The sequence below is a fragment of the Burkholderia sp. BCC0405 genome (assembly GCF_902833075.1).
GTDB lineage: Bacteria > Pseudomonadota > Gammaproteobacteria > Burkholderiales > Burkholderiaceae > Burkholderia.
Genome location: NZ_CADFEO010000001.1, coordinates 446,735 through 464,955, shown reverse-complemented (window position 1 = coordinate 464,955; position 18,221 = coordinate 446,735). Strand labels below are relative to the sequence as shown.

The 18,221-nt window shown below is 67.4% G+C and carries 15 protein-coding genes; 12 read left to right on the top strand and 3 right to left on the bottom strand.

Annotation, left to right across the window (positions count from 1 at the left end; all coding sequences use genetic code 11):
- Nucleotides 1–72: 72 nt before the first annotated feature.
- Nucleotides 73–390, bottom strand: a complete 318-nt coding sequence (locus tag HWX36_RS02040; RefSeq protein ID WP_175950610.1) for a hypothetical protein — start codon at nt 388–390, stop codon at nt 73–75.
- 57 nt (nt 391–447) lie between these two features.
- On the opposite strand from HWX36_RS02040, the gene HWX36_RS02035 reads away from it, so the two are divergent.
- The 9 genes from HWX36_RS02035 (at nt 448) to HWX36_RS01995 (ending at nt 9,162) form a co-directional block, all read left to right on the top strand.
- Nucleotides 448–2,829: an MCP four helix bundle domain-containing protein gene (locus HWX36_RS02035; protein WP_175950609.1), complete on the top strand. Its 2,382-nt coding sequence runs from the start codon at nt 448–450 to the stop codon at nt 2,827–2,829.
- A 22-nt stretch (nt 2,830–2,851) separates the two neighbouring features.
- On the top strand, nt 2,852–3,580 hold the full coding sequence (locus tag HWX36_RS02030; protein ID WP_175950808.1) for a methyl-accepting chemotaxis protein: 729 nt from the start codon (nt 2,852–2,854) through the stop codon (nt 3,578–3,580).
- Entirely contained in the window at nt 3,577–4,158 is a 582-nt protein-coding gene (locus tag HWX36_RS02025; protein ID WP_175950608.1) for a hypothetical protein, read from the top strand. Before HWX36_RS02030 ends, HWX36_RS02025 begins: the two co-directional genes overlap by 4 nt.
- 32 nt (nt 4,159–4,190) lie before the next feature.
- The gene (locus tag HWX36_RS02020; protein ID WP_175950607.1) at nt 4,191–5,150 is read left to right on the top strand and encodes a chemotaxis protein CheX; all 960 of its coding nucleotides are present in this window, start codon (nt 4,191–4,193) and stop codon (nt 5,148–5,150) included.
- A 40-nt stretch (nt 5,151–5,190) separates the two neighbouring features.
- A complete protein-coding gene (locus tag HWX36_RS02015) occupies nt 5,191–5,556 on the top strand; it encodes a response regulator (protein ID WP_011355572.1) in 366 nt (121 codons plus the stop codon).
- A gap of 370 nt (nt 5,557–5,926) precedes the next feature.
- Nucleotides 5,927–6,511, top strand: coding sequence for a hypothetical protein (locus HWX36_RS02010; protein ID WP_175950606.1), 585 nt, complete (start codon nt 5,927–5,929; stop codon nt 6,509–6,511).
- A 10-nt stretch (nt 6,512–6,521) separates the two neighbouring features.
- The gene (locus tag HWX36_RS02005; RefSeq protein ID WP_175950605.1) at nt 6,522–6,974 is read left to right on the top strand and encodes a DUF3592 domain-containing protein; all 453 of its coding nucleotides are present in this window, start codon (nt 6,522–6,524) and stop codon (nt 6,972–6,974) included.
- A 133-nt stretch (nt 6,975–7,107) separates the two neighbouring features.
- Nucleotides 7,108–8,052, top strand: a complete 945-nt coding sequence (locus tag HWX36_RS02000) for a hypothetical protein (RefSeq protein ID WP_175950604.1) — start codon at nt 7,108–7,110, stop codon at nt 8,050–8,052.
- A gap of 315 nt (nt 8,053–8,367) precedes the next feature.
- Nucleotides 8,368–9,162, top strand: a complete 795-nt coding sequence (locus HWX36_RS01995; protein ID WP_175950603.1) for an enoyl-CoA hydratase — start codon at nt 8,368–8,370, stop codon at nt 9,160–9,162.
- Between the two features lie 151 nt (nt 9,163–9,313).
- On the opposite strand, the gene alr is transcribed toward HWX36_RS01995, so the two are convergent.
- The gene (alr, locus tag HWX36_RS01990; RefSeq protein ID WP_175950602.1) at nt 9,314–10,438 is read right to left on the bottom strand and encodes an alanine racemase; all 1,125 of its coding nucleotides are present in this window, start codon (nt 10,436–10,438) and stop codon (nt 9,314–9,316) included.
- A gap of 414 nt (nt 10,439–10,852) precedes the next feature.
- Here alr and HWX36_RS01985 point away from each other — a divergent pair, with 414 nt between their 5' ends.
- Nucleotides 10,853–12,166: an acyltransferase gene (locus tag HWX36_RS01985; RefSeq protein WP_175950601.1), complete on the top strand. Its 1,314-nt coding sequence runs from the start codon at nt 10,853–10,855 to the stop codon at nt 12,164–12,166.
- A 463-nt stretch (nt 12,167–12,629) separates the two neighbouring features.
- Nucleotides 12,630–13,001 (top strand): MAPEG family protein, encoded by a 372-nt coding sequence (locus HWX36_RS01980; protein WP_175001537.1) that lies wholly within the window; start codon nt 12,630–12,632, stop codon nt 12,999–13,001.
- A 27-nt stretch (nt 13,002–13,028) separates the two neighbouring features.
- On the opposite strand, the gene HWX36_RS01975 is transcribed toward HWX36_RS01980, so the two are convergent.
- Nucleotides 13,029–13,985 (bottom strand): LysR family transcriptional regulator, encoded by a 957-nt coding sequence (locus HWX36_RS01975; protein WP_175950600.1) that lies wholly within the window; start codon nt 13,983–13,985, stop codon nt 13,029–13,031.
- A 119-nt stretch (nt 13,986–14,104) separates the two neighbouring features.
- Between HWX36_RS01975 and HWX36_RS01970 the strand changes: the two genes are divergently transcribed.
- Nucleotides 14,105–17,644 (top strand): ABC transporter ATP-binding protein, encoded by a 3,540-nt coding sequence (locus HWX36_RS01970; RefSeq protein WP_175950599.1) that lies wholly within the window; start codon nt 14,105–14,107, stop codon nt 17,642–17,644.
- Nucleotides 17,645–18,221 lie beyond the last annotated feature (577 nt).

Below are 18,221 nucleotides of genomic sequence, written 5' to 3'. Positions count from 1 at the left end.
GCCCGCCCCGGAGGGCGACGATGCGATGCGCGTGATCGTCGCTCGTCGGCCCCGGGGCGGGCGGCATCGTTTTCAACGGTTCGCCGCATCGCTCGCCGGCAATGAAAAATCGCGAATTCGACCGAATTCGCCGATAATTTGAAAACGTTTTACGCAAATCCGATTGCGGCTAATACGCGGATTAATTAAATAAAAAAACAAATATCCGTATCCCGGATTTCTTGGTCGCGCCGTGGTGCCGCTGGAATCCTTGAAGGCAAAGGTTAACGGCAAATTTCGCCAATACTTTAGAGCTCTTTCGGCACAATTATTCATTTCATTTTTATCAATGAATGATTGATTTCCGGTCATCGGAGCGTCATGCACCATCCCCGATAATTCGGCGCTCACATTCTTTCAATATGCCAAACGGCGATCGAAGCCGAATCGCTGCGGGGAGCTGTACTCATGACCATCCGTCATCGCATTACGCTGCTAGTCGTCCTGACGTTCTTCGCGCTGTCCGCGATCGGCATCTATGCCGTGTACCAGACGCGCAAGAGCGCGACCGAGGTACGCCAGGTCACCCAGGGAATCGTGCCGAGCGCGCTCGCGTCCGCCGATCTCGTCGCCGATGTGAAGAACATCCAGATCGCGACGATGACGCTCGTCTACGCGCCCGACGCGAACACCGCCGCGCAGGCGCGCGACGAGCTGAAGGCGAAGCAGGGCGCGCTGCGCGCCGCGCTCGACGTGCAGGCGAAGTCGGCGGTCGGCCACGCGCAGGTCGGGCTCGTCTCGCAGGCGAAGGACAGCGCCGCGAACTATTTCGCGGCGATCGACGACACCGTGAAGATGAAGACCGACGGCAAGCCGGAGATGGCGCAAGCTTACCTGTTCGCGAACGTCGCTCAGTATCGCGACGAACTCGAAAGCATCGTCGACACGCTGCGCGTCGAGAAGAACCGCCAGAAGGACGACGCGATCAGCGCGCTGAACGGGATGCTCGCGACGACGGCGACCGCGATCGGGGGCGTCGCCGGCACGGTGGTCGTGCTGCTGACCGCGCTCGGCCTGCTGCTGTATCGGCAGATCACGCGCCCGCTGATCGGGATGCAGACGGCGATGAGCGAGATCGCGACGAGCCAGGATTTCACGCGCCGCGTGCCGGTGGGCCGGATGGACGAAATCGGCCACTCGATCGTCGCGTTCAACGGGATGATCGAGAAGATCCAGGAGAACTCGGCGCAGCTCAAGCAGAAGACGGCCGACATCCAGGCGATGCTGCAGAACATGCAGCAGGGGATCCTGACCGTCGTCGAAGGCGGCGTCGTGCATGCGGAGTATTCGGCGTACCTCGAAACCATCTTCGAGACGGGCGACATCGCCGGCCGCGACCTGATGGCGCTCGTGTTCGACGACTCGAACATCGGTTCCGACGCGCGCTCGCAGGTCGACGCGGCCGTGCACGCGTGCCTCGGCGAAGACAGCATGAACTTCGCGTTCAACGAGCACCTGCTGGTGAACGAAGTCGCGAAGCGGATGCCGGACGGCCGAGAGAAGTGGCTCGACCTGAGCTGGTCGGCGATCACCGACGAGACCGACACGGTCGTGCGCCTGATGCTGTGCGTGCGCGACGTGACCGAGATCCGCGAGCTGACCGCGCAGGCCGGCGAGCAGCAGCGCCGCCTCGAGATGATCGGCGAGATCCTGTCGATCAGCCAGGACAAGTTCCACGACTTCGTGCACAGCGCGAAGGGCTTCCTCAGCGAGAACGAGCGGATGATCCGCCAGCACGAGCGAGCCGATCACTCGATCGTCGCGGCGCTGTTCCGCAACATGCACACGATCAAGGGCAATGCGCGCACGTACAGCCTCCAGCACCTGACGAACATCGTCCACGAAGCGGAGCAGGCGTACGACTCGCTGCGCCGCGCGGACGGCGGCCCCGAGTGGAACCGCGACGCGCTGATGGACGACCTGGCGCGCGTGCGCGAGGCGGTCGAGCACTACGCGACGATCAACGCGGTCACGCTCGGCCGCGGCGGCGAACCGGTGCAGGGCGCCGACTTCCTGATGGTCGAACGCGCGCACATCAGCGAGAGCCTGCGCGTGCTCGACGGCGCCGATCCGGCCAACGCGTCCGACTGGCACGCGGCCCGCGACGCCGTGCGCCGCATGCTGAGCCAGCTCGGCACGCAAGGCATCGGCGAAGCGCTCGGCGGCGTGATCGAGTCGCTGCCGTCGCTCGCGGCCGAACTCGGCAAGCCGGCGCCCGTCGTGCATATCGACAGCCACGGCCACCGCGTGCGCAGCGAAATCGTCGCGACACTGAAGAACGTGTTCATGCACCTGCTGCGCAATTCGATGGACCACGGGATCGAATCGTCCGACGAGCGACGCGCGGCCGGCAAGGCGGCGTCCGGCACGATCGACATCGCGGTCGGCGTGGGCGGCGGCGAGCTGTGGTTCGTGCTGAGCGACGATGGCCGTGGCCTCGCGCTCGACCGGATTCGCGGCATCGCGCGCGAGCGCGGGTGGATCGATGCGGATGACGAAGCGGCGCTCACCGACGAAGCGGTGGCCGAGCTGATCTTCCGGCCGGGCTTCTCGACGGCGAGCACGGTGACGGAAGTGTCGGGGCGCGGCGTCGGCATGGACGCGGTGCGCAACTTCCTGAAGCGCGACGGCGGCGACATCGCGCTGCGCTTCACCGACGATCGCGTCGGCGCGCCGTATCGCGCGTTCGAGACGATCGTGTCGTTGCCGGCCCGCTTCGCGGCGGACGGCGCCGCTCAGGGCGTCGCACACGAGCGTGCGCGCCGCGCGGATATCGGCGCGGCGGAGTGACGACGTGATCGTGCACGCGTGGATGATCCAGATGGCCGCCGCACTGGTGGGCGGCGCCGTCGTCGCGATCGTTGCGGCGGTCGTGTTTCGCTTGACGCGCAAGCGACTCGTGGCGGCGCTCGAACGCGACCTGGCGCAGTGGCGCGGCGCGCTCGACGCAGCCGATGCGCGCATCGCCGACGCCAGGTCGGCGCATGCGGAGGCGGCCGACGCATGGGCGCAGCGCGAGGCACAGCTCGAGGATGCGTTGGCGCGCGAGACGGCCGCGGCCGGCACGCAGCGCGATGCCATGCAGGCGCTGTCGGCGGATCGTGCCGCGCTGGCGCAGCACGCGATGAAGATCGCCGACGAAGCCGCGCGCCTGCGCGGGCTCGCCGGCACCTTCGAGCGCTGGCACGAGCAGATGATCTCGCTGACCACGCAGAACCAGGACATGCGCGCGAAGAACCAGGAGTTGTCGGCGATCGTCGCGCACGTGTCGATCGTGTCGCTGAACGCATCGATCGAGGCCGCGCGCGCCGGCACGGCCGGGCGTGGCTTCTCGATCGTCGCCAGCGAGGTGCGCGGGCTGGCCGCGCGCTCGCAGGAACTGTCGAACAGCTATCGCGACAGCCTGAACCGCAACGACCTCGTGACGGCCGCGACGTTCCAGGACATCCAGGCCGGCGGCAAGATGATCACGGCCGCGCTCGCGACCGTCGAGTCGCTGGCCGGGCAACTTCACGCGCGGATCGAAGGAGGCGTCGCGTGATCGGCGCGCAGGCGAAAGCCGGCTTCGAGCGGATCTTCTTCGATGCGGCGCGCACGCGGCTCGCATCCGGTGGGGCGTGCGACATCCGTCCGGCCGCGGGCCCCGCACGCGACGGGCGCGATCATGCGCACGGGAAGTCGCGTGCGAAGCCGAAGGTGACCGAGCATGTCGCGGTGCTGACGATCTCGGCGTTGCATTTCCGGCTGCTGCTCGCGCTGCGCTTCAGCGACGACGAGGCGACGCGCCGCCATTTCGCCGGCGCGACGGCGGGCACGAGCAGCCAGCGGCCGCTGCCCGAAGCGTTCATGGAAGTCGCGAACCTGTGCTGCGGCGCGATCAACCAGGCGCTGACCGCACCGTTTCCCGACCTCGGGATGTCGACGCCGTATCTGCTGAGCGGATCGAGCATCGACTACTTGCCAGCGCTGGCGCCCGACCACGTGGCCGCGTACGACCTGACGCTCGACGGCGGCGTGCGGGTCGGCGCGACGTTGTGCGTGTGTGCGAATGCGCCGGTCGATTTCCATGTGCCGGAGACGGCCACGGTGGATACCGGCGGCGAGCTCGAACTGTTCTGATCGACCTGGACCGACCATGAGGAATTCTTGAGATGACCCTGGACAAACCTGTCAGCAAGGTGCTCGTGCTCGATGACAGTCGCGCGCACGCCGACGCGATCAAGCGTTTCTGCGACGAGCACAACCTGATTGGCCTGACCGTGCGGCGCAACCGGCTGCTGAAGGTGCTGCGCTCGAACATCGATCTCGGCGCGATCCTGCTGGCCGAGGATTACGGCGGTTCGCCGGCCGAGAGCGCGATCGTCGCGACGCAAATCGATGCGCTGCGCCCCGAGCTGCCGATCATCCTGCGCCGCGAATCGCTCGCGTCGCGCGACGGGCTGCCGGCGGCGCTCGCGCGCGTCGCCTGCGCGGCCTACGTCGCCGACGACATGACGCCGCTCAAGCGCGCGATCGACGAATACCTGTTCGGCCGCGATTACCCGAACGCGCTCGTGCGCGGCATCTCGGAGATCACCGAGGCGCGCATCGACAGCCTGTTCCCGGGCATGACGATCGAGCACGAAACGCCGTGCATCGTGCGCGACCAGATCATCTTCGGCGAAGTGTTCAGCCTGATCGCGCTCGAAAGCGCATGGTGCCGCGGCTACATGCTGCTGCAGACGAGCGAGCAGCCGCTGCTCGACATGCTCGGCGGCACGCGCGACACCGGCCGCGCGCCGGATTTCCGCGACGTGAACAGCGTGCTCGGCGAGCTGACCAACCTCGTGTGGGGCGCGTTCAAGAACCGTTACCTCGGCGACGCCGAGGCGCTGGCGCGCCATCCGGTGCAGGTGCCGCTCGTCGTCAATCACAAGCAGAAGTTCATCTCGTTCGGCGGCGATTGCCCGCAGCTCTGCTTCAAGTACCGGATGACCGACCCGGCGTCGGGGCGCTCCGTCTGCCTCGATCAGCGCTTCGTGTTCAGCCTGAGCTGGTCGCCGGAGGACTTCCGCGAATCGGTGCAGGACGTGGGGCCGATGGTCGAATCGGGCGAGCTCGAACTGTTTTGACTATTGAAGTCAGCAACAACGAAAGGAAGGGGAATACGACATGGCAAAGATTCTGGTGGTCGACGATTCGGGCACGGTGCGCGACGAGGTCGCGGGCTTCCTGCGCAATCACGGGCTCGACGTCGCGACGGCCGTCGATGGCAAGGACGGCCTCGCGAAGCTCAAGGCGACGCCCGGCGTGCGCCTCGTGATCAGCGACGTGAACATGCCGAACATGGACGGCCTGACGATGGTCGAGAAGATTCGCGGCGAGCTGGCGAACTCGACGGTCAACGTCGTGATGCTGACGACCGAAAGCAGCCCGGCGATGAAGGAGCGCGGCAAGGCCGCCGGCGTGAAGGGCTGGATCGTGAAGCCGTTCAAGGGCGACGCGGTGCTCGACGCGCTGAAGAAGCTCGCGGGCTGACGTACACCGGGCGGCAGCGCGGCCGCTGCCGCCCGCGCATTCAGCGTTGCGGTTCGGGTTGTGCGGGCGCCGCGTCGCCGGTCGTGGCCGGCACGCGTGGCGCGGGCGCCTGCCATGCACACCGATCATCCCCGCGAAGATCCGCGCGACGCCCTCGATGCGGCCGGGTGTCGCGAGCCCCATCAGCCCGTAGTGGTCGATCGGCAGCGACGCGAGCGGCGAGTCGCCGCGCGGCGTGGCCGGCTGCGCGCGCAATTTACAGCGTGCCGCGATGTCCGTATCCTGCCGGATGCCGATGGCGGCGTGCCTGCGCGACCTGCGCAGCACGCACGGCATTCAGGACAAACATTCAGGAACGGGACACCATCCGATGAAAATCAAAATCGATCGGGCAGCGCTCATACGCGGCGCATGCGCGACGCTGGTGGCCGTGCTGGCAGGCGGGTGCGTCGGCACGGGGCAGCAGAATCCGCAACAGGCCGCCGTCGGCGACGGTTCGTCGTACACGTGCCACCCCGTGCAGGTCGACGGGCAGGCAACGGCCGGCAGGGGCGTCAACGGGTGCTACTTCGTGCTGCACGACCCCGCGACGAAGCAGCCGCTGCCGAACACGCGCTATGCGTTCGCGCTCTACACGAGCGGGGCCCAGGACAACCGGGAACTCGAAGTCGAAGGCACGACCGACGCGCAGGGGCGCACGATCTACCTGCGTTCCGCCGCGCCGATCGATGCGTCGCGCATGGTGCTCGTCCGCACGATCGGCGACGGCCCGACGGGGCGCATCCCCGTGCTGGTCCGGCCGCAGGACGGCAAGCGCGTTCCGTTCGCGGAGTACAAGGTCACCGGCTGCAACGGCCCGTACGAAGGCGTGACCGACGAAACGGGGCGCGGCGTGATGTATCGCTGCAAGACGCAGTCGAAGATCGACGTGTCGTTCTATCGGTCACGCTCCTAAGGTGAGCGGGATGGCATCCGGATCCGGCCGTACCGCCGCGCAGCAGACGGAGACGCTGATCGCGAAGGGCGTCGTCTTTACGGTCGCGGGCACGTGCCTGCTGATCGCCACCGCCCTGTACGCGCAGTCGACGCGCGAATTCCTGCGAACCTCGATCGTCGTGCCGGGGCGCGTCATCAAGCTGAACGCGGGTCCGCATCATCCGGAGATCGCGTTCACGACGCTCGCGGGCGAGCGGGTCGAATACGCGCAGGGCGGCGAGGTCAGCGTGCAGGACGGCGCGACCGTCGAGGTGCGCTATACGCCCGACGAGCCCAGGATGAGCGCGCGGATGAATACGTTCGGGGCGATCTGGGGTGGCGTGCTGACCTTTGGCGGAATGGGTGTCGCCTTTTTGCTGGGCGGCGTCGGTCAACTGCGGCTGGGCGTGCGCGCGTGGCGCAGCGGGCGCAAGCGCGCATGACCGCTTGCGCCGCACTGAATTCCGTCGAATCGTTTATCGCAGAACATCATGGAACTCATACACGAGACTGCCGGGCCGATCGCATGCGCGACGTCGCGGCAGGTTGTCTCGTCACTTCACAGGACCTTCCAGCATGACAATCCGCTTGATACCGTGGCTGATCACGATCAGCACTGCGTGCTCGGGCCTGGCCGCACACGCGGCGGGCACTGCACATTCGCTTGACCAGGTTCCCGGGAAATTCAGTTCGCCCGACGCACGCGCAGCGTACGCGCGCGACATGAGCGGCGGGCCCGAGCAGGACGGTTTTGGCGTGCGCCTGCCGCCCGGCTTCACGAAGGAGGCGCTGGTTGCGCAGCTTGCCCCGGGCCAGCCGCTTGAGCGCGTCGTGCTGGTCGGCGCGAAGCCGTGGCCGCAGCGCCCGGGTGCGTTTGTCGCGATTGTCTGCGCGGCCCCGGCCGACGGCCTTGCGCGCGAAGTGCTGAAATTCAATGCGCCCACCGATTGTGAAGGCTTCGACCGCCACCCCGATGCCGATGAAACGAAGGAACTGGTCTGGCTGGGCGTGTTCGAGCGTGGTCCGGACGGTGCGCCGCGCCTCGTCGCGCGTACCGAACAGCCGCTCGACCAGGGGATCGACTGGAGCCAGACGAATATCGAGAGTCCCGACTCCCGAAGGAAAGCGAACGATTTCTCAATACGGCCCGAACGGTGGTTGCGGTTTGACCTCGCGCCCTATGCGCTGCGGCCCGGAGATGCGGCATTCGGCGTGCGGGCGGGCTGGTCGATCGGTTATGCGGGCGGTGGCGCATCGTTCGAGGCGTTGTACCTGTTCCGGATCGACGGCAAGGTACTGCGCATCGTATTCGCGCAGCCGATGATGTCCTACCAGGATATCGCCGGCGACTGGCATCGTGACGGCACGCGCGATCACGACATCTCGGAGAGCAGCAATACGCTGAACGTGCTGTCGACGTCGACGGAGGGTTTCCACGATCTGCAGCTGCGCCAGCGCGGCGGCAAATGGCGCCAGACGTTTCGCTGGTCGGCTGCCGACGGCGAGTATCAGCCGCGCTGAAGCGGCACGGTGCTGCTGGTCTTCGCGGTCTTCGATTTCCAGTCGCCCCGGAATTTCACGCGTGAGTCGATCGTCGTGCCGGGGCGATGACGCTGGGTTTGGCGGGCCCGCGCTTCGTATTGGCCGGCCTGGGTGAAATCCGGCCGCCGAGGTCTCGCGCGAAGCGGGTCGGCGGGAAGCTGCGCGGATGACGCCTGGCGGTGGCGCACGATTCCTGCGGCCGATCCTCGGCAGCGCGCCGGCCGCCCCCGGTGCCCGGATTGGACTATATTGAACCGCGAGCGTATCGCGTTCCTGTTCTTTGGGTGAACCATCATGGATTCGAATGCCTCATCATCGGAACCCGTTTTGAAGCGTGACGACCGCGACGGCGTCGTCACGCTGCGGCTGAACCGCCCGCAGCAGTTCAACGCATTGTCCGAGGCGATGCTCGCGAGCCTGCACGATGCATTTGCGTCGCTCGCGGCCGATCCGGGCGTGCGCTGCGTCGTGCTGGCCGCCGAAGGCAAGGCGTTCTGCGCGGGCCACGACCTGCGGCAGATGCGCAGCAAGCCCGGGCTCGACTACTACCGCACGCTGTTCGCGCAATGCAGCCGCGTGATGCTCGCGATGCGCGCGTTGCCGGTGCCGGTCATCGCACGCGTGCACGGCATTGCGACGGCGGCCGGCTGCCAGCTCGTCGCCGCGTGCGACCTGGCGATCGCGGCCGATACCGCGCGCTTCGCGGTATCGGGCATCAACGTGGGGTTGTTCTGTTCGACGCCGGCCGTTGCGTTGAGCCGCAACGTCACGGCGAAGCGTGCGTTCGACATGCTGATGACCGGGCGCTTCGTCGATGCGGCGACGGCCGCCGCGTGGGGGCTCGTCAACGAGGCCGTGCCCGAGGACGCGCTCGATGCGGCCGTTGCACGCAAGGTTGCGGAGATCGTCGAGAAGAGCCCGGCCGCGGTGCGTTACGGCAAGCAGATGTTCTATCGCCAGCGCGAGTTGCCGCTCGACGAAGCCTACGCGTATGCGGGCGACGTGATGGCGCGCAACATGATGGAAGAGGATGCGGGCGAAGGCATCGATGCGTTCCTCGAGAAGCGCAAGCCGACGTGGCGTTCGTAGTGCTTCGCTGGATGGTGTCTGCCGAACGGAGCCGAAGGGCCATCACCCACGCCGTTCCCGCACACCGGAAAGCAAACGAGCCGCCCGAGGCGGCCCGCAACCGAAGTGGTATGCAAGGCAACGCGATAGCACGCCGCCCCATCGACGCCGGTCAGCGCCCGTAGCTTCCAGTCCGCAGCGTCGTCGGCTGTACGCTCGACGCACCGGGCGGCACGATCACGACCGGCACGCGGCGCGCGAGGGCGCACATCAGCTCGTAGCCGATCGTGCCGCTGGCTTCCGCCACGTCATCCACCTTCACCTGGTCGCCCCACAGCTCGACGCTCGACCCGATGCCCGCGTTCGGGCACGGCGTCAGGTCGACGGTCAGCATGTCCATCGACACGCGGCCGACGACGCGCGTCATCACGCCGTCCACCGCGATCGGCGTGCCGGTCGGTGCGTGGCGCGGATAGCCGTCCGCATAACCGCATGCGACCACGCCGATCCGCATCGGCCGGTCGGCCGTGAAGCGGCGGCCGTAGCCGACGGTTTCTTCCGGCGCGATCGTCTGCACGCCGATGATCTTGCTGGTGAGCGTCATCGCGGCCATCAGCGGCGTGTCGGCGATATCCCGCGCTACACCCGTCGGCGATGCGCCGTACAGGATCGTGCCGGGCCGCACCCAGTCGCGGTGCGCACGCGGATGCCACAGCACGGCGGCCGAATTCGACGTCGAGCGCTCGCCCGGAATCCCCGCCGTGGCCGCATCGAACTGGTCGAGCTGCCAGTCGACTTCGCCTTCGTCGGCGTTCGCGAAATGCATCATCAGCGTGATCTTGCCGATCGACGGCGCGTTGGCCGCGCGTTCCCACGCGGCACGGAAAGCGGCAGGCCGGTAGCCGAGCCGGTTCATCCCGGAGTTCATCTTGAGCTGGATGTCGATCGGCTGCCGCGGCTTCGCCGCGATCAGCAGGTCGAGTTGTTCGTCGCAGTGCACGGCGACCGTCAGGCGGTGGCGATCGGCGAGATCGATGTCGGCCGGCTCGAAGATCCCTTCGAGCAGCAGCACGGGCTTGTCCCAGCCGAGCTCGCGCACGCGCACGGCTTCGTCGAGATCGAGCAGCGCGATGCCGTCGGCGGCCGCGAGGCCCGGGTAGATCCGCTCGATGCCGTGGCCGTAGGCATCGGCCTTGACCACGCCCCACACGCGCGATTGCGCGGCGGTGCGGCGGATGAAGTCGAGGTTGTGGCGGACGGCGTCAGGGCGGATATGGGCGACGATGGGACGGGGCATGGCGATGTCTCGGATCGGATGTCGTTCGGCGCGCGCGGCGGCGCGAGTTCGGCAGCCTGGCGCGACAACGCGCCGGGCCAGTGTCGAACGCTATCTTATTGGTGTTCGACCAGTTTTATTTAACGTTTTTGTCGATGATTCGGTGGAAATTGTGGGGACAAGGCAGGCGCATTGCGGTCGTCTGTGGCCAACGCTTGTCTGAGCAATGGACAATTGTCCCGACACGCATCTCTGCAGATGCCGGACAATATTCGTCGAAGATGCCGAGCGAGCGGTACGTCGAACCCGGTGCACCAATGGAGGTGCCAGGATAGCGTGGCTCGGCGGTCCGATGATGGAGGGCGAGATCTGTTCAAGCGCGCGGACGGTGGCGGTCCAGTGTATCGAGGGAGGGACGTCGACAACTGACTCATAATGCGCGTGGGCGATGGACGGAGGATTCTGACTTCTTGGGCACCGAAGTCGCGCCTGGATAGTCGACCGGACGATATCGACTACTCCGACGGACCGTCGATCGAGCCTTGTCGGGTTCTGTTTTTTTTGCCTTGCATCGCTCACCCAAAGCGAAAAACAAGGCAAATCCAAACGATTTCGCTGAACTGCTTCCTTATGGCCTTTGCTAGCACGTCGCCTCAAAACAACGATATCCAGATCTTGCGAGCCGTGGCGATTACGCTCGTGGTGTTGCAGCACTACTGGCGACTTCCCGAGCCCGCTTTGCTCACGTCGATCAGGGCGCACCATGCATTGTGGGCGGGCGTCGACGTATTTCTGGCGATATCCGGATTTCTGATGTGCCAGGCGTGTCTCCGATATATTGATGGGCCGCTTTCGCCGCTGGCAGCTTTGCTGACATTTGCGACGCATCGGGCCCGGCGCTTGATACCGGCGCTGTTGGGCGCTTTGCTCTTTTCCGTTGTTGTTGCGGCAGCGCTGAATTCGTTCAATGTCCACGCAACCTGGTTGGCCTTGCGCGGAGCGATCGTCGCCCTATTGGGCGTTTCGAACTTCTACTGGCACGACTGTTTCAACAGCGCGATCAACACGTGCGGAAGTGGTGATTTCAACGGCGTTACCTGGTCCCTCTCTCTCGAGTGGCAACTCTATGCCGTACTTGCGATCGCAATGTTTTTTGCGGGCCGGCGTGTGGCAATGGGCGTTCTTGTCTTGGCTTCCATCGCGCTCTCGAGTTTTCCGCCAGTCATGTTTTCGCTGCCGTGGGTATTGCGCCCGGGCGCATTCACGCTCGGCTGCCTTGTTTATCTGGTTTATGCTCGACGCCCCACTGCGGTATTGCGGTATCCCAGGTGGGTTTGCCGCATCGCACTGATTGTCGGGGTTCTGATCTGCGTTGGCTCGACGCAGTGGTTGCCGCCCCATTGCGCCTTCCTGGGTATGGCTGCGGGTGCAGCGATCGCGCTCTGTGCCGCGCTTCGAGGGGATTGCTTCTCGGGAGGATGGCTTGGAAAGCTCGGATTGTGGATCGGGGCCCGATCCTACTCTATCTACCTGTTTCATCTGCCGGTGATGGTCGTCGTGCAGTCGGCAATTGCCCGGAGTGGCGCAGCGATGTCTCGCTACGACGTGATGATTGCCGCGACGCTTTGCTTCGCAGGTGTCACTGCGCTTCTATCGGATCGGTCCTACCGGTTCATCGAGGTGCGATTCAACCGGAAGAGCCCCCTGTCCGACCAGGCTGGTCGAATGACATCTGCCGAACCTACCTGATCGGCAGACCTCGCGGCCAAAGCTTGGCTCGGATTGTTCTGGGTAGGCAAGAAACTCAAAGTGACTCCCAGCCCGCGCGCTGACGGGGCCGGCCGGACATCGGCTGCCCCCGTTAAATTGGGCGAAGCATTTCACGACGCCTTGATGCCTGGCGGTTCCCGGCGGACTGCGCGACGGGCGTCGATGAGACGGGGCATGGCGGTGGTCCGTCCGACATTGCGCGGCGTGCGGTGGGCTGTAAAGACCGGCGAGAGCGACCACATCGGCATTTCCCGGGTTGCAATTGACGGACTTGCCGGCAAGCAGGCAGGCATGGGAGATGAAGCAGACGAACGACGAATGCTCGCGGCCCATGCAGCCGAGTCTCCCGTCTAGAAAACCGGTGCGCGAACGGCACGGCGCAATGCTAAGCTCTCGGCGATCTTGTCATTGATCAATGTAATCATAAAGGAGGAGACTTTTGATGACGACGTCCCAGCTGTGCCTGTTCATCGTGGCGCTGTTGCCGTTCCCGATGACGTTTCTCGCGAAGGCCCGCAAGGGCTACGACAACCGCACGCCGCGTGACTATCTTGCAAAACTCGAAGGCTGGCGCGCCCGCGCGCAAGCCGCGCACCAGAACGCGTGGGAGGCGCTCGCGCTGTTCACGGCCGCGCTGGTGGTGGCGTGGCACAACGGCGCGAACGTGCATCGCGTCGACCAGCTTGCGATGGCATTCGTCGCGATCCGCATCGTCTATATGCTGATGTACCTGCTGAACTGGGCGTCGCTGCGTTCGCTCGTGTGGTTCGGCGGGATGGCGTGCGTGGTCGCGCTGTTCTTCGCTGCGCCGTAAGCGGCGCATGCGTGCGTGGCCGGCGCGTTACTTGCCGGTCGCGCCGCCCGTGCCGCGCACGAGACTGTCGTTGGATGCGGGCGCAACGATCTGGCCCGCGATCGGCGCCGCTTCCGCTTCGCGGCGCAGGAACTCGATCAGCGGATCGAGCAACCGGTGCCGCGTCGACGGGTTGCGGCGCAGCACGAAGCGCCACGACGCAGCGCGTTCGATGCCCGGCTTCAACGGCACCAGGCGGCCGCTGCGCAACTCCGGCTCGATCAGCGGCATGCGGCCGAGCGCGATGCCCGCGCCGCCGACCGCCGCGCCGATCACCTGGCTGAAACTGCTGTAACGGACGATCTTCGTCTCGAAGTCGCCCGGCAAGCCGAATTCGGATGCCCAGTTGCGCCAGTCGATCTCGGGGCTGTCCTCGTGCATCTCCTGCAGCAGCCGCGAGCGGCACACGTGCCCCGATGCGTACGGAAACAGCTCGGGGCTGCATACCGGGAACACCGTCTCCCGTATCAGCACGTCGTCGTCGGCCTGCAGCCGGTGCGCGGGCACGTGCACGATCGCCAGATCGACGCCGCTGCGCGCGTAATCCGGTTCGTCGTCGAGCACGACGGCATGCAGCGGCGTTTCGGGATGAAGCGACGAGAATTCCGCGAGGCGGCGTGCGAGCCACATCGCCGAAAACGGCGCGTTGGCGGAGACGGTGAGCCGTTGCGCGGTGCCGCGAATCTCGGCACAGGCATCGGTCAGCCGCGACAGCGCATCGCTGACGGCCGGCAGCAGGCGTGCGCCGGCCGGCGTGAGGCTGATGCCGCCGAGCCCCGTGCTGCGTTCGAGCAGCCGCGCGCCAAGCGATTCCTCGAGCGTGCGGATCTGGTGACTGACCGCGCTCGTCGACACGTTCAGCTCGACCGCCGCGCGCGCGAACCCGCCGAGGCGGACGGCCGCCTCGAAAGCCCGCAATGCGCCGAGGGGAGGGAGGTGCGACATGCGGGGTATTGTAGTTGACTCAACACCCGTTGAAAAATCATCTTTTGCCGCGCGTGGGCCGCGCGGGTAGCCTCGATCCGGTCAAGAAAAAACGTCATCGGACACGACTGGAGGGCTTCATGTATTTCGACCGGCGACTATGGGCAATGATGGCGGGACTGCGCTGGCGGGTCGCCGCGGCCGTCGCGCTCGGCCTGCTCGCGATGGGTGTCGGGATCCTGCGCTTCGTCTTTCTCGGCCGCGTGCTGGCGCTGGTGTTTTCCGGCGCGCCGGCGCGCAGCATCGGCGAAGCCGTCGTTGCGACAGCGGCCTGCGTGCTGCTGCGTGCATGGCTCGACCATCGCCGCACGGTGCTCGCGCAGCACACGGCCGGGCGCGTGCAGGCCACGCTGCGCGCGCGGCTGTTCGACCGGATCGCGGCGCTCGGCCCCGCATGGTTCAGCGGTGAACGCACGGGCGGCGTGATGCTGGCCGTCGTCGACGGCGTCGAGCAGCTGCAGACCTTTTTCGGCACCTACCTGCCGCAGCTCGTGATCGCCGCCTGCGCGCCGGTGATGATCTTCGCGGTGCTCGCGTGGTGGGACGTGCCGACGGCCGCGATCCTGCTGGTCGCGGCGCTCGTCACGCTCGCGCTGCCGCAGCTCGTGCATCGCGCCGACAAGCGTGCGGCGCTCGCGCGTTCGGCCGCGTTCAAGGCTTTCGGCGAGGAGTTTCTCGACGCGGTGCAAGGCCTGCCGACGCTGAAGGCGTTCGGGCAAGGTACGGCATACGGCGCGAAGCTGGCCGCGAAGGCGCGCGCGCTGTCCGGCAGCACGTTCTGGGTGCTCGCACTCGGCCTGCTGACGCGGCTCTTTACCGATCTCGGCACCGGCCTCGGGGCGGCCGCTGCCATCGCGGTCGGCGCGTGGCGCGTGCGGCACGGCGACATGAGCCTCGAGGCGCTGCTGATCGTGCTGATGGCCGGCAGCGAAATCTTCCGGCCGCTGCGCGACCTGCGTTCCGTGCTGCACCAGGGGATGATCGGCCAGTCGGCGGCGAATGCGATCCACGCGCTGCTCGACGCCGGCAGCCATGCGCCGGCCGCCGATGCGCCGCGCGTGCCGGGCCTGCGGCCGGAGATCGGGTTCGACGCCGTCAGCTTCGCGTATCCGGGGCGCCGCGCCGGCGCGCATGCGGCGCTGAGCTTCTCGGTGCGCGAGGGCGAGACGGTGGCGATCGTCGGGCCGAGCGGCGCGGGCAAGTCGACCATCGTGCGCCTGTTGCTGCGCCAGCACGATGCGCAGGGCGGCGCGATCCGCATCGGCGGTCACGACGTGCGCACGCTCGATGCCGGCCAGGTGCGCGAGATGATCGCGGTCGTCGCGCAGGATGCGACGCTGTTCGACGGCAGCGTCGCCGACAACCTGCGGCTCGGCCGCCCCGATGCGAGCGACGCGGACATGATCGCCGCGGCGCGCGCCGCCAACGCGCACGATTTCATCTCGGCGCTGCCCGACGGCTACGCGACGCGCATCGGCGAACGCGGGCTCATGCTGTCGGGCGGCCAGCGCCAGCGCCTCGCGATTGCCCGCGCGCTGCTGCGCGATGCGCCGATCCTGCTGCTCGACGAGGCGCTGTCGTCGGTCGACGCGGAGAACGAAGCGCTGATCCAGCAGGCGCTCGACCGGCTCACGCGCGGGCGGACCACGCTCGTGCTCGCGCACCGGCTGTCCAGCGTGATCGGCGCCGACCGCATCCTGGTGCTCGACCAGGGGCAGGTGGTCGACGAGGGCACGCACGCGGCGCTGATCGCGCGTGACGGCCCGTATCGCCGGCTGATGGGGCCGCAACTGGAAGCGGCCGCCGAATCGGTCGGCGTGGCGACGACGGCCGGCGCGACCGCGCACGCGTCGTCGGGGCCGCAGGTGCGGCCGCTGAACGACGATGCGGCGGAGATCGGCTGGCCGGAAACCCTGCGGACGCTGCTGCGCTTCGTGCGGCCGTGGCCGGGCAAGGTCGTGCTGACGGTGTTGTTCGGGATCGGCCGCGTGCTCGCGTTCATCGGCGTCGGCGTGATCGGCGCGCGGGTGGTCGGCGCGGTGCCGGGCGGCCACGTGAGCCCGGCGCTCGTCACCGCGCTGCTCGTGATCGCGCCGGTGGCGGCCGTGCTGCACTGGCTCGAATCGTGGCTCGCGCACGACATGGCGTACCGGCTGCTCGCGGAAATGCGCATCGCGCTGTTCGGGACGCTCGAACGCCTCGCGCCGGCCGGGCTGCTGCGCCGCCGTTCCGGCGATCTCGTGTCGCTCGCGACGCAGGACGTCGAGACCGTCGAGTATTTCTATGCGCACACGCTGGCGCCCGCATTCGTCGCGGTGCTCGTGCCGGCCGCCGTGCTGGTGCTGCTCGCGTCGGTGGCCTGGCCGCTCGCGCTCGTGCTGCTGCCGTTCCTGTCGTGGGCCGGGCTCGCGCCGGTGCTGGCGCGGCGCGATGTCGACCGGCTCGGCACCGGCGCACGCGAAGCGCTTGGCCAGCTCGGCGCGCACCTGACCGAAACGATCCAGGGGCTCGCGGAGCTGACCGCGTTCCAGGCCGTCGCGCGCCGGCGCGCAGCGTTCGTGGCCGAAGTCGATGCGTACCGCAAGCAACGCGCGAAGCTGCTCGACGACCTGTCGGCGCAAAGCGCCGCGCTGGAGATCGCGAGCGGGCTCGGCGGGCTGGTCGTCGCGGCGCTCGGCGCGCTGCTGTGCGCACGCGGCTGGTTTCCGCGCGAGTCGTTGCCGCTGCTGGTGCTGGTGGCGGTGGCCGCCTTCATGCCGGTGGCCGAAATCGGCCAGGTCGCGCGCCAGCTTGCCGACACGATCGCGTCGACGCGCCGCTTGCGCGCGCTGGAAAAGGAGCCGGTGCCGGTGACGGACGGCACGCATGCGATGCCTGCCGATCCGGCGGTGCGCTTCGAGGCCGCGTCCTTCACGTACCCGGGCCGCAGCGTGCCCGCGATCGACCGCGTGAGCTTCGAGGTGCCGCCCGGCAGCACGATCGCGCTGGTCGGCGCGTCGGGCGCCGGCAAGTCGACGGTCGCGAGCCTGCTGCTGCGCTTCTGGGATCCGCAGCAGGGCCGCGTGACGCTCGGCGGCGTCGACCTGCGCGACTTGCGGCTCGACGACCTGCGGCAGCACATCGCGCTGGTTGCGCAGGATACCTACCTGTTCAACGACACGCTCGAAGCGAACATCCGGCTCGCCGCGAACGACGCGTCCGACGCGGACGTGCGGCGCGCGATCGACCATGCGGCGCTCGGCGAATTCGTCGCGAGGCTGCCGGACGGGCTCGCGACGCGCGTCGGCGAGCGCGGTGTGCAACTGTCGGGCGGCCAGCGCCAGCGTGTCGCGATTGCGCGCGCGTTCCTGAAGGATGCGCCGGTGCTGGTCCTCGACGAAGCGACGTCCCATCTGGACACGATCAGCGAGCAGCAGATCCGTGCGGCGCTGGAAGACCTGATGACGCAGCGCACGTCGATCATCATCGCGCACCGGCTGTCGACCGTGCGCAATGCCGACCTGATCCTCGTGATGGAGCACGGCAGCGTGATCGAAGCCGGACGGCATGCCGACCTGATCGCGCGGCAGGGCGCGTATGCGCGGCTCGTGTCGCATCAGGCGAGCGGGGTAGCGGCGTAAACGACGCTGCATCGGCGCTGTATCGGCGCGCGGCCGGCTGGGCCGCGCGCATTCCGCAACATTCGCTGAGCCGCACCGGCGATTGCCGGCATCGCGCGGGCGGCCGCCCGGCACGACGCCGCGCGTCGAAACGCTGACGATCCGCGCTGATAGACGGGCCGACAGACGGGCTGACAGACGGGCTGACAGACGGGCTGACAGACGGGCTGACAGACGGGCCGACAAGCAGGCCAACAAGCAGGCCAACAAGCAGGCCGACAAGCGCGCAGGCGGCGGCAATCGGCGTCGCGCGGTTGCGCCGCCATTCTCCTCTCGCGCGTGATGCCCGGCGCGGCAAACCTGCCCGTCCGGGCCAGTCACCGCCAACGGCTCGTCAGACATCGCCATCGGCCCGAGCGGCATGATTCGGCCCAGCCCGGCCGCTTCGCCCCCGGGCCGCAATCCCTTTCCCCCGATTTATCCGCCCCGCACGCCGCGGGTTTGTCTCGATGCATTTATCCGTTGCGGACTTTTTTGTTGTCGTAGTATCGCCGTTGACAACACATGTTGCACTAAGGTCTAATTCGACACCGCATGT

Coding starts and splice junctions, on each gene's coding strand:
- HWX36_RS02035 (WP_175950609.1), top strand. CDS start 448: ATGACCATCCGTCATCGCATTACGCTGCTAGTCGTCCTGACGTTCTTC.
- HWX36_RS02030 (WP_175950808.1), top strand. CDS start 2,852: ATGATCCAGATGGCCGCCGCACTGGTGGGCGGCGCCGTCGTCGCGATC.
- HWX36_RS02020 (WP_175950607.1), top strand. CDS start 4,191: ATGACCCTGGACAAACCTGTCAGCAAGGTGCTCGTGCTCGATGACAGT.
- HWX36_RS02015 (WP_011355572.1), top strand. CDS start 5,191: ATGGCAAAGATTCTGGTGGTCGACGATTCGGGCACGGTGCGCGACGAG.
- HWX36_RS02010 (WP_175950606.1), top strand. CDS start 5,927: ATGAAAATCAAAATCGATCGGGCAGCGCTCATACGCGGCGCATGCGCG.
- HWX36_RS02005 (WP_175950605.1), top strand. CDS start 6,522: ATGGCATCCGGATCCGGCCGTACCGCCGCGCAGCAGACGGAGACGCTG.
- HWX36_RS02000 (WP_175950604.1), top strand. CDS start 7,108: ATGACAATCCGCTTGATACCGTGGCTGATCACGATCAGCACTGCGTGC.
- HWX36_RS01995 (WP_175950603.1), top strand. CDS start 8,368: ATGGATTCGAATGCCTCATCATCGGAACCCGTTTTGAAGCGTGACGAC.
- alr (WP_175950602.1), bottom strand. CDS start 10,438: ATGCCCCGTCCCATCGTCGCCCATATCCGCCCTGACGCCGTCCGCCAC.
- HWX36_RS01985 (WP_175950601.1), top strand. CDS start 10,853: ATGCGCGTGGGCGATGGACGGAGGATTCTGACTTCTTGGGCACCGAAG.
- HWX36_RS01980 (WP_175001537.1), top strand. CDS start 12,630: ATGACGACGTCCCAGCTGTGCCTGTTCATCGTGGCGCTGTTGCCGTTC.
- HWX36_RS01975 (WP_175950600.1), bottom strand. CDS start 13,985: ATGTCGCACCTCCCTCCCCTCGGCGCATTGCGGGCTTTCGAGGCGGCC.
- HWX36_RS01970 (WP_175950599.1), top strand. CDS start 14,105: ATGTATTTCGACCGGCGACTATGGGCAATGATGGCGGGACTGCGCTGG.